Genomic DNA, 14386 nt, shown 5'->3' with positions numbered 1-14386 from the left:
CCACGCCGCAGTATTCTCACGCCACTATTATGACGTCGCGATGCTCCTCGACACCGAGGAGGGTAAAGCCGCGGCCAGCGATTTCGACCTTTTGATAACCGTGGCAAAGCACAAGGCGACCTTCTTCTGGTCCAGTTGGGCCAGCTACGATACGGCAAGGCCCGGTACACTGAGATTGATGCCAAGCGGTTCCCGTATCAAAGATTTGCGCGGCGACTATCGTGCCATGGCGCCAATGATGTTTGATGAAAAGCCACTCTCTTTCGAAGACATACTTGCCAAAATCAAAAAGCTCCAAGAAACAATTAATAGCTAACTCAATGCTGCATTCTGGAGGGAAGGTTTATTAGCTCGATACGGTCCATCGATCTGCGCCTCGTAGATGATCTCGTCGACTTCATCCGGGGGGCAGGGTTTCGTACTGGACTTCTCTGACACGAGCTTTTCCGACTTCTTGGCCTCAGAGATCAAGGTCAACATCGACGGCCCGAAATATGCAGTGAACGGAGGTTCGAAGGGAAAACGACTTCGCTATTTCCTCCAGCGTCTACTGGCTACGAACCTTTGGGGACGTGGCCGAGCGATTGCCCAAGTTTATCGAAGAGGTCTACAAGCGGCTGTACTCTGCCCTCGGCTATCGTTCGCCAGCGGAATTTGAAACCCAACTTGCCCAACAGGCGGGGTAGTTTCGCCTTCATTCGAAACGCCCCGATGCGTTTCCGATCAATGCCTTTTTGGATCGCCCCGACCATTTTCGCTGCCGCCGTCGGCGCACTGATGGCGATAGGCGAAGCGGTTCGATGGGAGCGGGATTGCGATGAGCGCGTGCGCGGCCGACCTCGCTGACTGGATAGATCCTGAGGATACCCAGGCGGTGATCAGTCGTGATCGCCGCGATACCCGCTTCATATGCGGCGCGGACGATCGCCTCGTGCAAGTTCTCGGGTTCGGTTTTTCCGGTAAGGACCTCCAAACAGGTTCTCACCGCCGTGAAGAATTCCTCACCATCGTCGGTGGGCCATTCCTTCAGCAACAGTTGGGCAGCCTCGCGTGCGGTACGGATCACCTTGCGATCTTTGCCTTCCGCGAAAGCAAGAATTATCGTTGGGAACCTTCTCAACATATCGAATTTCATTGCCCCTGAACTCCGTCGGACAGCCAATGTGAATCCCGTGCTATGGTTCGAACCGGGATTGACTACACATGCTCGTCAACCATCTTCCGCGTCGTTTCGACAAAAATGTCGCGTGTCCTCCCATTGGTGGGAAGGCGTGGGCGTCCTCATTGCCTGTTCCTTCCCATCTCCTCTGATAGGGTAGGCCAGTTTAGTTTCCATCTCACGGGCTGCCGTCTGAAGAACTCGCTTGAATTCTTCGGAGGTCACGCCATCGGCGCGCATCACCATGGCGATCAGTGGATCACGAAGAGCTTCGGATATGGTCAGCTCATCGTTCTTTCCGCCAGTTGCACCGGCATAGCCGATGACTGAGCACAGCGCGGACGACCGCGGCTCCGAATTTGTCGCAGCCGGATAGATGGCATCAGCGATTTCGATATGATCCATATCAGCGCCTCTCGTAGCGGCGAAACAGGCCCGCACATTCAAGCTGTTTGGAAAGACAACGGAACTCGGCCTGATTGCTTTTGAGGTCCAATATCCATTGGCGTCCCCGTGATGCGGAGTGCTTCGAAAGGCACTCTTCGGCGATCTGCGACACGGCAAGGCTAGCGATAAATGCGTTGTCGGCAGCGGCCGGTGGGGCGAGAAAGCTGTCGTCGGTTTCGACCTGGGCGGCGCAATGGCAGACGGGACATGCGTCCTCATGCACTGCGACCGAGGGACCTGCCATGCAATTGGCCCCGGAGCGGCCGACATGCAGATGGGGCGGCAGGCCGGCTTTCGATGCGTGGCAGGCCGTCAGGAACTCTTGGGCCGGATGAGAATCGTCGCCGGCAAGAACGACGAACGGATTGTGGGCGTAATCTGCGATTAATCGGAGCGCTGCGGCCCCTTCCGCAAATTCCGGCAGCGCGAAGACATTGGCCGAGAAACACGCGGCCAGATAGGTCGCCAGCTTGTCCGTCTTCAGGCAGCCGAGATCAGCTTCGCTCGCCCATGGGAGATGGTTCAAGTTGTTCTCGTCGATACGATCGGCATCCACGAGAAGGAAATGGCGCGCGCCGAGGGCCGCAAGCTGGATGGCAATCTGCGAGCCCAGGCCGCCGCATCCTATGATGACGAAGTCGATTTCGCGAGACCCTGCGAAGCCGCGTTGCCGATGGCATAGAGGCGTCAGGAAGGCGTCGTCGTGATCGATTGCGGCGGAGACATATTCGTCCTCAGCCGGCATATTGGAACCCTCAAACGCGCCGCCGAACGCAGGCCCAGTAACAGTGGGGCTCTGTTCCTCGACAGCATCGGTACTATTGCCGGTGAACAGAGCCCCCCTGCCGCCCCACCCAAGGCTGTGGGCGAAGAAGTTCGGGAAGTCGACGGGCGCACGGACTGCCGCTGACAATCGTCTAGACCGATAATTGATCATCACATCGCCTCCATTTCGCTGGGCGCGATTCCGCGGCTCGCCGCGGCGTAGCGACCGTAATCCTTGCCCACCGCATGGTCGGCGGCCTTCGGGATCACGTGGAATTTTCCGTCGTACCAGAGGCTGATATTGTCGCCGCTGTCATCGATCTCTCGCCGGCCCATCCGAGGATCGACCGGCTCCTTGCCGCGCAGGAGCATCTGTCCGATATCCCAGGCTTGGCGATCGAGAACTCGCTGGCGCTCGGCAAGATGGGCCTGGCGGTGCGCGACAGGCTCTTCGGCAAGCAACTGGCCTACGAGGTCCAGGATCCGGCCACTCCAGGAAGGAATGGCGGCGATGTCTGGGAGGTCGAGGAGGACATCGCCGCCGAGACGTTCGATTCCTTTCCGAGCGATGTCGATGAGCGGGACTTGCCGCGCGGCATAGGCGATTATGAATGCCGTTTTCCGGGCGCGGCGCTCAGGATCCGCCTCGGTGGATAGGCATGCCATACGCATGGCGCACTCCCAGGGAATGGCGTAGGCCGTATGCAGGATGCTCTCGAGCGTCTGTAGGTCGTTCTTGTATGGGGAGACATATTGGAACTCCCCAGGCAGGGATGCCGCCGCCGAGGTCGTATAAAACCCAAGCAGGATATTTCCCGCCTCGTGAAGCAGTTGGGCCGCTGTCGCGGCATGATCGCCGTCGCGCAATCTCTCTCTGGAAAGAGCGATGAGCGCGCTACCCGGCAATTCGTTCGAACTCGAAAAGGAACACTGCAGTTCGCGCCGCACGCCAACGTGAAGCGTGTGCAGGCCGGCGATCAGACGCTGATAGCCGCACTCGTCCAATTCCGCGATTAATGCGAAGGCCTTCTCCAGATGGTCGGCGATGCGATCCAATTCCGCATCGTCCGTGATGGGGCGGTCGGGCCCGGGATAGTCCGGCATGCATTGGCGGAGGAGGGCTTGCATGATAGGGCTTCGCGCCGGGCCTTCGATGCGGACGAGGCCGATGCCGCAAGAGAGCCGGCACGCCGGCTGACGTTCGAGTTCAAGATCCGATGCGATCAGATCCGGCTGCAGATAACCGCTGACGACTTGCACATCGGGGCGGGCTGCCTGCCATTCCAGACTGCGCGCGAGCCCACCCATCCAGGCTGCAAGCGCGGATGAACGGTAGGGGTCGGCACCGACCGGTCCGGCAACCGCTGGCGGAAGCTCCAGCAGACGAGTGTATCCGCCATCTGCAAGATCGGGGAAATGACCTGCCAGCGCCTCTATCCCGACCGAACAATCGGCGAGCTTCGAAGCCGCCGCAAGCGTGCGGCCATACTGGAAGCGTCGCTTCAAAAGGTTGCGAGTTGCCACGCGCTGCAGGGAGACGGTACTTGCCATCAGGGGATTGCGCTTGAGCAGGAGACGCGCCTCATCTGCCAATTCTTGTATACGGGACGCGGACATCGGCAGCCTCCGTGGGTTAGTCTTCGGACGGATCAAGGTTGCATCTCGGGCGAAAATGCCCGAGTTCGGGACGGCTTCGTCCGGCATCGGAACGTTGCGCGTCGTCGGTTGAGAGGCACTATTCCCCAAGGGCGTCATTCGCCCGCCAGTTCCGCGTTAAAAATCCGTAAAAATGACGTTAACAAAGAAAAAGCCTCCTCGATCGAGGAGGCTTAGAATTTTGGAAAACGCATGCGCAGCGGTCAGATCGCCAGAGCCGCCTGTATCGCCGCCCGCGCATTCGGCAGCCCTGACCCGAAGAAATAGGCTGCGTCGAGAGCGTCCTCGCTTTCTGCATTCATGCAATCCGCCGTCAGTTTCCTCGTTCCGGGTGCGACAATGGCGTCCAGGCGGGACGCGGCTTTCAGAATGGACTTGACATGAGGACCCGAGAGGCGGTCACCGGGATTGTGGCGGCTCTTGTAGGCCCGCTGAATCAGGGCGCATAGCCCGCCCACCTGCGCCGACGCGCCGGAGGTGCCCCCGAAGGTGGTGTAGTATCCTCCACCGATGCCGGGATTGGTTCCGAACGGCACGATCGCCGACCATTGATCGGAGCCGTGATCATAGCCGAAACTCCCCGACAGGTCCGTCGTCAGCAGCGAGAAGTGCGAATAGTAGTATTCCCGCATTCGAAAAGCACTGTAGTCGTGCTGTGCGGCAAATGGTGAAAGCCGGTCGAGGCGCAACTGATGCCGGTTGAAGACCTCACCGTCGTCGGAGGGGGAGACAACCGTCAATCCTTCGCCGTAATTGCTGTAGCCCGAACGGAAACCTTCGACGGTAACGGCCCCGACGGCGATGATGCCGTTGTCGTCGGCGGCAAGACTTGCCGGATAGATCAGCTGGCTTTCGCCACTGTTTCCCGCGGCGCAAACGATCGGAATGTGCCGACTGATGGCGAGGATGAGCTGTTTGAGGATATGCCACGGGCGATCCGGATTGGAGCCTTTCTGTGCAGCCTTCGGCTCCAGTTCAGGCCCACCCTGGTCGGCGAAGGCAATGCGCGTGAAGAGATTGGCGGCATCCTGGTTTTTCCATAGTTCCAAGTCGGCCTTCAGCTCATTCTTCGGATCAACGACGCTGCGTTTTGGGTCCGGCAGACCACGCGGCAAGACGATCACGTCCGCCTTTTGATGATAGGCATAAAGAAAGGCAGCGATGAACTGCCTGACATCGTCTTCGAAGGACGTCCTGATAGAGATGATCCTTGAAAAAGGGTCAACGCCGAAATAGGGGATGACATTGCGATTACCGCTCGTACGCGACTCGTCACCATTGCCGTAGAAGGCTCCCTCCGGCGGAGCGCTTGCTGTGCCTTCTTCCGCAACAACGGCGGGTTCGCCGACGATCAGCCCTGCGCAGCACGTACCATGCGATGCAAAAAGCGATTCCGGATTGTAGAGCCGCCGGAGAACACCCTCCGACGTGGCGTATTCGGCAACCAGGTCACTGAGATAGTCCCGGTCGTCATTCGAAAGGCCGATATTGCCGAGCGGAGCGATGTTGAGCCCGGCAAAGAAGGCATGTCTTTCCTCGCGGTCAAACGACGTAGTCGTATCGAGTATTTCGAGCACGCGCGCGCCGTAACGATGGGTCGTCAAATCGATTGACGCTTCCCGGTCAAGCCGGGTTGCCAGATTGGGATGGTCCGAAGATACGCCGACATCGATCAGCGCGACCCGCGCGGGTCGCAACGGGCCGGCGGAAGCGATGGCATCCCAGACCGTGCCGGTGATGAGGGGATCGGGGAGCGCGCGTGCGGCGCTCGCATCGAGCGCGGGTGGAGCAGGCGGAGCCGATCCGTATTCCGCGTCGACCACACCAAGCGCAGTCAGGTGCCAGAGATAATAGTAGTTGATCGGCGCGGGCTCAGGCATTTGTGATTGATCCGTCATGTTCATGATCCCTGTTGTGCAGCGGGCGAATTCAGACCCATTCGTCGTGTACGGCCTGGAATAGAGGACCGAACGCGTCGTGGAGGTAGGGAGCGAAGCGTCGGGCGAGATCTCGCCCCGCCTGCGTGTCGCTGGGATAGTGGAGGCCAGCCCATTCACGGTTCTCGGCGACGTTCTGGGCGATGCGGGCTAGCTCGTCGGTGGCCGGATGTTCCGGCAGGATCGTCGAGAATGCGAAGGCGATCGAAAAGCACTGGAACGAGTGGTTGCTGGGATAGGACTCGTGGACGGGCACGGCCAGCAACGGCCGCAGCATGGGCTCGAACTGGTTTGGCCGCAGCCGGTTGAACTGACTCTTGTAGATCAGTCCTACATATTCGCAGGCCGTCAGGATCGCCTGGAAAAGTCCTTCCGTCTGCTCGAAACCGCCGAGATCCTCGATATGCAATGCGCGGGTGAATTCCGTCACGGAGATCGTCGACTCGATCTGGATGTCGGGCAGGCGCCGCGCACGTTCTCGGTCGCGGCGTTGCATGGAGAGCAGCACCGTCGTTTCGAGACGGGTATAATCGGGGCCTGGTGGCGGCAGTATATCCAGCGTTTCCCAGGTGAAGCGCCGCGCCGCGGTATAGGCGTTGCGTGACGGCTGCTGGTGCAGCCTGCGCAGCTCGAAGGAAGGGATAAGCTGCGACACGCCAAGGCTGGCACCGTCCATCGTCGTCTTGTTCTTGTTTTTATTCTTATTTTTGTTCTTGTTTTTGTTCAGCGACGCCTTGTTGAGCACCGACTTATTCGCCACGCTCTTGTTGAGGACCGAGGCTACGGTCATCGTCGCCATCATAGGCCCAGCCAGGAGCGATGCATCTTCATCCGTGCCGACGAAAAGCGCAGGTTCGGAGACTGCATCAGGCGCAACCGGCGATGCACCGGCGAGAGGATCAGCCCCGGCATCGTCCCTGGGTTCGCATGGAAGAACCGTATCCGGCTCAATCCTGAATTTATAAGTGTTTAGAAATAAAACGATTTTTGATTGCGATTCCACAGTAGTGTCCGCTTCTTCCATTGCAGCCTCCTTGCGCGAAGTTCTGAAAAATTGTCCGGGTTCAGCGCAGCTTGGCGCCCGCCTTGAGCAGGCCGTCGATCAAGATCTGGCCGCCGCCTGTATTGAGCAGCGGATAGCCGCTGCCGCGAAAGGCATTGATGGAGAAGCTGCCCTCGACCGCCTCAAGACGCTGCAGGTAATGGCGCGCGCCGCCTAGATCGTCGAAATGAGCATGGCTGGAGGCAAGATAGCGTAGCAAGCTGTTGAAGTTCGGCCGTGCCCGCAGGGCTTCTTCGCCTGCAGCTATGGCTGCGGCATGATCGCCTGCAAGCGCTGCTGCAATGCATTTGGTCGTGTCGAAGTAATACTTATGCGGGCTGTAGACGCCGAGCTCTTGTACCCAACGCGCCATGGCCACGGCCTTGTCGGGCTGGCCTGCATAGCAATGAAGCATCGCATAGAGATCCCAGCTGAGCGGCAGGGCCGGGTTCAGGCGGATCGATTTTTCAAACAGGTTGGCCGCATAGTCATATTCGCAGAACAGGAACGAATGTACGTGGCCGACGAGCGCGAGCGATACGGAATTCTGCGGATCGAGTTCCAGCGCTTTGCGCGCATAGGCCTGAGCTTCCTCGATCAGATGCGCGTCAAGCGCGTTGAAACGTTGGCCAACCTGGAAAGTCCGGATGAATGACAGCCAGGCAAAAGTCGATGACCGCGGCTGATACTGGATCTGTTCTTCCAGGCGCCGCTCCGCGTTATCTAGATCGCCGCGCGACAGCCGAAAGATCGCATTGACGGCGTCGATCAGGAGGCCGTCTTGCGACAATCGACTGTCGTTTGCCTGGGTCTCCTGGAAATAGGCCAGCTGATCGACGGCCTGGCTGATTAGCGCAGCGGCGGTGCCGAACTCGGCCCGCTCGAACTGCATGCGGTTGATTGCCTGACTGCCCAGCCAATGAATACGGTTGTTGATCAGGTGCTTCATCACCAGTTCGATCATCACCATGTCGCCGTCAAACGTGAGGCGAAGCTGTAGGCATATCGGAAGGCTGATCTGCTGTTCGCTCTCTTCAATATCTGGCAAGGTGAAGGAGAGGTCGCTGACGCCAATGGCCAGCCCATCGATGATGGCTTTTGCAATGAGATTCTGGAACCGTGTCGTAGCAATTTGTCCGCCCTCTCCAGCACCCATCACGATAGGGGGCTGAAGGACCATGATCCATTGCCAATCACCGTCGGCCGGCCGCCGATATGGGTTGCTGCTGGCGATTTCCACGGATTTGCCTCGTCTTGGCACATCCGGGGCGCCTGTCAAAGGTAGCAGGGCGGAACGTTTGGCGATATCGCGGCTCGGCTGCTGTCGCGGCTCGAAGACATCGTGGACTTGTCCTTGATTGAGCCGGCTATACCAGTTCTGCCGTTCCAGCGTTAACCAGTCCTCGAATTCTGGATCGCGGATGTCTATACCTTCGAGCAATTCGTCGGTGATTTGATCCGCGGACCGCTTTGTCCGAACCACCAGCTCGGTATCAAGCACGAGTCGGTCCATATCCAGCCAAACGGTATTCTTATCAGCAATCAATAGATCACGTGCAGGCCCCAGAGTCTTATGAACGTCCAAAAGGGCCTGGCGCAGACTAGCTGCCGCCTGGTCGTCAGAGCGGTCGCTCCACAATTTGTCCCTAAGCCAGATTCTCGAGCGCGAGCCCCGGGCGGACAATGCAAGCATCGCCAAAAGAGCCTGGGCTTTTTTGGATTTCGGAGTGACCAATCGCCCTTCAGCGTCCACAAGGGCAAAAGGCCCGAGCAGGAACATCCGAAACGGATTTTGCTCCTTGTTCATGCGATCCACCGGCCCCGCCCCCGTTGCCTCCGATGCGCTCGTCTGGCAGGCCGAAGACCTGGCATCTGGAGACCAGTCTGCCATACCTGCGGCGGCTGGCAAGCAACCGGGAAGGGAAATCGGGATTCCGAAAGGAAGATCGAGGCTTTGGTGATAATTAAACTGAAGCATAACCGGCTGAAACCCTCTGTGTAACTTCGTAAACCGGTCGTAGCGCCCTGCCGTCAAAGCAGCGTCAAAGCAATGTTATTTATCCTTGAGCAACGCCTCGAAGAGCTTGACGAGATTCGTCACGGCTTGGGGGAACACAAGGCTGCCATTCAAAAGCGGGCGGACGTCGTAAAAGACGAGCTCCAGCGCAAGCAGTCTCTGGTAGAGCGAGGGCTGATCAAATCGATCGGACTACACAGAACTCCTGCGCGACCTGCTGGGCCAATCTGCATCCATCACGTCGGAACAGGCGACGACCGTATCGCAAATCGCCGAGGCGAAGGAGCAGGTTGAATAACGAAGCTAAGAATTCTCTTCGAGATATCGAGGAGCAGCGAGGCCGCCGTCGCTCCCATGCTGGCATCGGGCATCTCGATCGTCGTCAGCGGCGGGTCCATCAGCCGGCCGATCGCGATACCGTCGAAGCCGGCGACGGAAACGTGCCGGGGCACCGAGAAGCCCTCGCGCCTGAGCGCGCCGATAACGCCGAAGGCAAGAAGATCGTTGGAGGCGATGATCGCCGTCGGCGAAAACGTGGTCATCGCCTCGCGGAGATCGAGCTCCTCATAACCGCTGACAAACGGGATCTCGACCGCATCCAGCGGCGTAAGGCCCCTTTCATGCATGGCGTCGACATGACCGGCATAGCGGGATCTAGCTCTATTGGAGGCGACGAAATTTCCCGATACGAAAAGGATGTGTCGGTGTCCCATAGCGATCAGAAAGTCGGTAAGTTCGCGTCCAGCGCTGCGGTTGTCGGCCGTGACCGCAGCGGGAAATCGCTGCGTCGGCATGTTGTTGAGGAAAACCGTCGGCGGCAGGGACGGCAGAAGGGCGGCACTCGTCAGTCGCAGATGTAAACCGGATCAACTCTGGCGTTACGCACGCAAAGCGCGGATCTGGTCGGTCATGCGCCCTTACGTCGAAGCGATGGTGTCCGATGCCGCGACCACGGAGCACGTCGAGCGCGGCTGCTAGGAATTTCGATTGAAGTTCAGTGCAATGTCCGGCGGTGCGCGCCTGTATGGTGCTTCGGCGTTTTGCCTCCAATTCCTCCCGAAAGGCCTTTAAAGCTAGGCGCGCCGAGGCGTTTGACCGGCTTCCACCCAGGCCCAATAACCCCGGGGTGGCTTTGGAACCTGCAATTTCTGGCAAAGCTTGCCGACTGCGACATCGGAGATGCCGAGTTCGACCGCAATCTCGCTGGTCGGGCGCTCCCACACCAATGTGAGGAGTTCTTCTCTCGACATGTTGCGCTTTGCCATTCGACGGGTCCTGCCAACTAACCTCTCAAGCCGCCGAGTTCGCCTTTTCAGAGATCCGTGCACATCGTTCGAGCAACTCGTCAAATGGCTCGGCGTCATCGAGAAGAAGACCGTCGTCCACCATCCTGGAGTAGTCTTCCTTGAGGGCCTTCTGTCCCTCGCCCTTGGGGGTCAGGAGCAACTTGCCGTTTACCGCTTCGTCGTAAGCAATCGGCGATCTGTCGGCGGCTTTCTCAGCGAAAAACATCGACTTGTGCTTCGCGACTGCATTGGCGAGTTCACGGTCGGAGATTGCGCTGGCCGCCAGACCAATGTCGTCGAGGCGGACGACATCATGCCAGTGGCGCGAAAATCGATCGCCCCGAAGCCGCTCCTGTAGGCAAAAGACATGGATCGCAGTTGCCTTTTCCCAGAAGGTACGTTCAGCATGCATCACTTTCGGCCTTGCGGTCGGAAACTCGACACCGTCAACGAGACCGTCTGCATCACAGGCGACGTCTCGAAGACTTGCCGGCTCTCCGGTCGACCGAGCTCCGAATTCCAACATCACGCTTGGCGCAGCATATCCAGATCCAGAGCTCATGGCATGGTAGTCGATGTAAAGCTTATCGGCATCGATACGGATCTCAGCAGGAAGTGACTGCTGCTTGATTGTTTCAGTGATGATGGGGCTAACCGTCTCGGTCACCCAGATCGGCAGCCTCTTCCTTACTTCGCTCGACCAGCGCTTCTCCTCGCTACGCGTCTTCGGGAGCGCCTCGTCGGTATCACCTACAAGATCAGGGGCGAGCGCGCGAATGTCGTACGTGAGGTCGACGTCTTCCGAGAATCGTCGGATGGCGCCGTAGGCCTTTGATAGTGAGGTCCCGCCCTTGAATAGGAGGCTCTCGCCGAGTGCCGTTGCATAAAGCGTTCGAAGTGCCCATACGACCCAGACATCTTTTTCAAGCAGGTGAACTGGACGCCTCGACCGATCTGACGCAATGGCCAAAACCTCACGCTTGTCATCGTTTGAAAGCCGGAGGAAATGATCAGCCATGCGCTGCCTTTCCAACGCTTCTTGCGAGCCAGGTCGGAAACTGGGGAGCTGCAGCGACAAGCTCGTTGAACGCCTCAGGCGGCAGTTTTCGCTTGATGCTCGTCAGGGCCTCTTCCGCTCTCTCCGGCCCCAGCCAGGCGAGCGCGCGTACGGCGACGCCGGCCGGCCGGGTAGCCAGCGACAACTGCCAACGAGGCACGTGCTTGAGTTCGACCTTCTGGCTGCCGACACTCATCATCCGGCTGCGGCCAGAGGTCAGATAGATTGAGCGAACCGGAACTTGTGTTGTGAGCCCAAGGGAGTTAGCGGCGGCCGCCCCGTTTGAAACTATAATCTCGCCGCGTTGATGCGCGACCGCCTCGACGGCCTGCTCGACCGTCGGCGGCCTACTTCCGAACCGGCTTTTGATAGCTTTCATATAGACACCACGCCCAACCCTGATCAGTTCTCCACGCCCATGCAGCCGCGACAGAGCCTGATCCACTGCCGCCCGGTTTCCGAGATGCAGCAGGCTCTTTGCAGATAGCGCAGTGCCTTCTGACAGTTGTGCGGCATAGGCGAGGATTTGAGATGTCAGTCGTTGCATAGGTCTTTCTCCTGTCAGAAATATAAGCAGTTTTCTGACAGTCTGCAAGTGAAGGTGTATCAAGCTGTCGGCGAAGTAGTGCCGATCGCCCGGGTACAGGAAAAGCTCCGCGTCCTCGACCTTCTCCACGATCTCGCGGGCGGCGTCGATGTCGCCCTCGCCGACGAAGATCGGGTCCGGAAGGCGAGCAATCCTTGATGACCTACCAACTATCCATTCGAGTCCGGCAGACGCTATGCCTGTGACAGCGGTTTTCCTTTTTTGGCAGTCATGCGAGAGGCGATCGGGATGCCCGATCGGACACTGATCTTCTGATGATCACAATGGAAGATGCGCCACGGCATACTAGTACCGGGCATCTTTCGATGTCGTTCTATCCGCTTCTGGATCTTCGGAGGCGTGCACAGGACGGAGATATGCTTGAGGAGGCCTGATTGGTGATGAGCGAGCATCGTCCAGAAGCGGCGTAGCGTTTCGGCTGGGATCCCCGGACCCAGAAGAGGGATGTCACGCTCGAGATAAGTCCGGATGAAATCGATACGCCAGCGTTGGCTTACGGTGTCGTTCGCCGCCAGAAGGCTGTCGGGGAACCCTCCTCTAACCCAAAGCCTGTTGAGTTCGCCGGCTTCGACCTCGAAGCCGTCGATCGGTGCGAGTTCCAGATAAGCGATCCGACCGGCCAGGCTCTCGCCAGACTGTTTCAGGAGATCCATGGAGGCCGAGCCAAGCAACAGGAAACGGCCGCTGCGCAGTCCCTTCCGTCGCCCTCGGTCGATCAGGCCGCGAAGGTTCTGGAACAGGTCCGGGACGCGACGGACCTCGTCGAGGATAACGAGTTTGTCCTCATGTCCGGTAAGATAAAGTTCCGGCTCGGCGAGTTTGGCACGATCCGCGTCGGATTCCAGATCGAGATAGATAGACGGCCGTTGCTCGCCGACCTCCAATGCGAGGGTGGTTTTCCCCACCTGTCGAGGCCCGAGCAAGGCGACCGCTGGATTGTTATTGAGGAGCTCGACGAGCTCTGCTGTTTTCCGTCATCCGCGCAATTATGGAGGTATGATCCACAATTGCAAGGTTAACCAGACGGGTGAGGTGCATCCCTCCTGCGTTCCAGGATTCAAGGATGACGGGTTCGTATAGCTCCGGTGAGCTTTGTGAAACCGTGGCATCCTGTCTGATCTAAACCGGCCAGCGCTGGCTTGCGAGCGGGAATGGTCATCGCGGCCACTCCGGCAATGACGCAAGCGAACCCCGCCCACGCGGTTGAGGTCATGGTTTCACCGAGAAACAGGACTCCGATCCCCACGCCGATCGGAACCCGGAGGTAGGCCTGGGCAGTCGTACCGACCGAGCCGAGTGTGTGAACGAGCCGGAAATAGATGACGAACGCGAGGGCGGTCGAAAACACCGAGAGACCGAGCAATGCCAGGATCGATGCCGAAGAGGGCATCAATGTCCACGGCTGATCAAAGACAAGGCTGACGGGAATGAGGATGACCGCACCGCAGATGAGTGATCCCGCTGCGGGCATGATTGGATCAAGCCCTTTGAAACCCCGGCCGAAGATAGCGGCTCCAGCGTAGCAGACGGTGGCGGCCACAATGGCAAGCTGCGCCGGCAGTTCATCGCCGAGCCCATGAAATGCCTCGATGCCGATGATGAGGCAGGTGCCGGTAATGCCGGCTGCAACGCCGAACAGCTTGCGGCCAGTCACTGGTTCATGGCGCGTGATAAGGACCGTCAAAAGGAACGCGAAGATCGGCGTCGTCGAATTCAGAATCGCAGCAAGCCCGGCATCCACGGTGCGTTCCGCCCAGGCGATCAATGTAAATGGAATCACGCTGTTGAGGCAGGCTTGAAACAGGAAACGCCGCCATGTCGCGAGGTCCTTTGGCAAGACCAATCCGCGTGACCTGATAACGCCAAGAAGGATCGCGCCGGCCATCAAGGTGCGGGCGGCGATCAGCGTCACCGGGGGATCGTTTCCACGCCGATCTTGATGAACGTGTAGGACGCGCCCCAAAGCGTCGCGAGCGCGAGAAGAAGCGCGAGCTCTATTCTCATATCCGTTTTTTGTGTTGTCATGGTCGTCTCGCGTTCGAGTGGTTTTAAAACTCCTCTGCTTTATCGTGGATTGGCCTGACATTGCTTCGACCAAGGCCGAACTATGAAGGACTGGCGAAGGACACCAAGCAGGCAGCAAAAGGGGACCTAAGCTACTCAAGCCGGCGGATCGGCGGCGGTTTCCTCTCACGCTACCTGCCTTTAATGCGTCATTCACAGCTCGATATCAGGTCGGAATCTTTGAAAGCCAGCAAACCCTCTGGGGGGAGAGTCGACGGATCCTTTCAAAGAATGGCCGTGCTGCGCGCGCCAAGATTACTGACCTCGATCCTTCTTACAAAGATCATCGAACGGCAGAAAGTTACGTGGTCAAGCTCCAGCTTCGTGGCGACGATTTGTCGCCAATCAT

The 14386-nt window shown here is 58.6% G+C and carries 11 protein-coding genes and 4 pseudogenes; 2 read left to right on the top strand and 13 right to left on the bottom strand.

Features of this window, described 5'->3' with window-relative positions; all coding sequences use genetic code 11:
* Window positions 1-40 precede the first annotated feature (40 nt).
* Window positions 41-316, top strand: coding sequence for a hypothetical protein (locus tag QA644_RS35285; protein ID WP_349254132.1), 276 nt, complete (start codon window positions 41-43; stop codon window positions 314-316).
* Between the two features lie 522 nt (window positions 317-838).
* On the opposite strand, the pseudogene QA644_RS32145 reads toward QA644_RS35285, so the two are convergent.
* The 11 genes and pseudogenes from QA644_RS32145 to QA644_RS32095 all read right to left on the bottom strand — a co-directional run.
* Window positions 839-1135, bottom strand: a pseudogene (locus QA644_RS32145) (DUF982 domain-containing protein); the annotation flags it as partial.
* A 75-nt stretch (window positions 1136-1210) separates the two neighbouring features.
* Window positions 1211-1495, bottom strand: a complete 285-nt coding sequence (locus QA644_RS32140; protein ID WP_349254148.1) for a hypothetical protein — start codon at window positions 1493-1495, stop codon at window positions 1211-1213.
* Window positions 1496-1565: 70 nt separating this feature from the next.
* Entirely contained in the window at window positions 1566-2543 is a 978-nt protein-coding gene (locus tag QA644_RS32135; RefSeq protein WP_283073083.1) for a ThiF family adenylyltransferase, read from the bottom strand.
* Complete coding sequence (locus tag QA644_RS32130; protein ID WP_349254131.1) at window positions 2543-4126, bottom strand: HEXXH motif-containing putative peptide modification protein; 1584 nt, start codon at window positions 4124-4126, stop codon at window positions 2543-2545. The genes QA644_RS32135 and QA644_RS32130 overlap by 1 nt, the downstream gene beginning before the upstream one ends.
* A gap of 104 nt (window positions 4127-4230) precedes the next feature.
* Window positions 4231-5925, bottom strand: a complete 1695-nt coding sequence (locus tag QA644_RS32125; protein ID WP_283073081.1) for a S8 family serine peptidase — start codon at window positions 5923-5925, stop codon at window positions 4231-4233.
* A gap of 31 nt (window positions 5926-5956) precedes the next feature.
* Window positions 5957-6988 (bottom strand): phosphatase PAP2 family protein, encoded by a 1032-nt coding sequence (locus QA644_RS32120; protein ID WP_283073080.1) that lies wholly within the window; start codon window positions 6986-6988, stop codon window positions 5957-5959.
* 40 nt (window positions 6989-7028) lie between these two features.
* Complete coding sequence (locus QA644_RS32115; protein WP_283073079.1) at window positions 7029-8984, bottom strand: SARP family transcriptional regulator; 1956 nt, start codon at window positions 8982-8984, stop codon at window positions 7029-7031.
* Window positions 8985-9337: 353 nt separating this feature from the next.
* Window positions 9338-9868, bottom strand: a pseudogene (locus tag QA644_RS32110) (substrate-binding domain-containing protein); the annotation flags it as partial.
* A 228-nt stretch (window positions 9869-10096) separates the two neighbouring features.
* A complete protein-coding gene (locus QA644_RS32105) occupies window positions 10097-10288 on the bottom strand; it encodes a hypothetical protein (protein ID WP_283073078.1) in 192 nt (63 codons plus the stop codon).
* 25 nt (window positions 10289-10313) lie between these two features.
* Window positions 10314-11327: a nucleotidyl transferase AbiEii/AbiGii toxin family protein gene (locus tag QA644_RS32100; RefSeq protein ID WP_283073077.1), complete on the bottom strand. Its 1014-nt coding sequence runs from the start codon at window positions 11325-11327 to the stop codon at window positions 10314-10316.
* Entirely contained in the window at window positions 11320-11913 is a 594-nt protein-coding gene (locus tag QA644_RS32095; RefSeq protein WP_283073076.1) for a DUF6088 family protein, read from the bottom strand. Before QA644_RS32095 ends, QA644_RS32100 begins: the two co-directional genes overlap by 8 nt.
* Before the next feature lie 54 nt (window positions 11914-11967).
* On the opposite strand from QA644_RS32095, the gene QA644_RS32090 reads away from it, so the two are divergent.
* On the top strand, window positions 11968-12111 hold the full coding sequence (locus tag QA644_RS32090; protein WP_239602753.1) for a hypothetical protein: 144 nt from the start codon (window positions 11968-11970) through the stop codon (window positions 12109-12111).
* 224 nt (window positions 12112-12335) lie between these two features.
* On the opposite strand, the pseudogene QA644_RS32085 reads toward QA644_RS32090, so the two are convergent.
* Window positions 12336-12896, bottom strand: a pseudogene (locus tag QA644_RS32085) (AAA family ATPase); the annotation flags it as partial.
* 134 nt (window positions 12897-13030) lie between these two features.
* Window positions 13031-13998: pseudogene (locus QA644_RS32080) on the bottom strand (EamA family transporter).
* Window positions 13999-14386: the final 388 nt, after the last annotated feature.

The organism is Rhizobium sp. CC1099 (assembly GCF_029714385.1).
GTDB lineage: Bacteria > Pseudomonadota > Alphaproteobacteria > Rhizobiales > Rhizobiaceae > Rhizobium.
The sequence above is the reverse complement of the archived record's forward strand: the minus strand, read 5'-3'. Positions and strand labels throughout refer to the sequence as shown.

What these genes read in the sequence shown, in the direction of transcription:
- QA644_RS35285 (WP_349254132.1), top strand. Translation starts at nt 41, where the DNA reads ATGCTCCTCGACACCGAGGAGGGTAAAGCCGCGGCCAGCGATTTCGAC.
- QA644_RS32135 (WP_283073083.1), bottom strand. Translation starts at nt 2,543, where the DNA reads ATGATCAATTATCGGTCTAGACGATTGTCAGCGGCAGTCCGTGCGCCC.
- QA644_RS32130 (WP_349254131.1), bottom strand. Translation starts at nt 4,126, where the DNA reads ATGACGCCCTTGGGGAATAGTGCCTCTCAACCGACGACGCGCAACGTT.
- QA644_RS32125 (WP_283073081.1), bottom strand. Translation starts at nt 5,925, where the DNA reads ATGACGGATCAATCACAAATGCCTGAGCCCGCGCCGATCAACTACTAT.
- QA644_RS32120 (WP_283073080.1), bottom strand. Translation starts at nt 6,988, where the DNA reads ATGGAAGAAGCGGACACTACTGTGGAATCGCAATCAAAAATCGTTTTA.
- QA644_RS32115 (WP_283073079.1), bottom strand. Translation starts at nt 8,984, where the DNA reads ATGCTTCAGTTTAATTATCACCAAAGCCTCGATCTTCCTTTCGGAATC.
- QA644_RS32105 (WP_283073078.1), bottom strand. Translation starts at nt 10,288, where the DNA reads ATGGCAAAGCGCAACATGTCGAGAGAAGAACTCCTCACATTGGTGTGG.
- QA644_RS32100 (WP_283073077.1), bottom strand. Translation starts at nt 11,327, where the DNA reads ATGGCTGATCATTTCCTCCGGCTTTCAAACGATGACAAGCGTGAGGTT.
- QA644_RS32095 (WP_283073076.1), bottom strand. Translation starts at nt 11,913, where the DNA reads ATGCAACGACTGACATCTCAAATCCTCGCCTATGCCGCACAACTGTCA.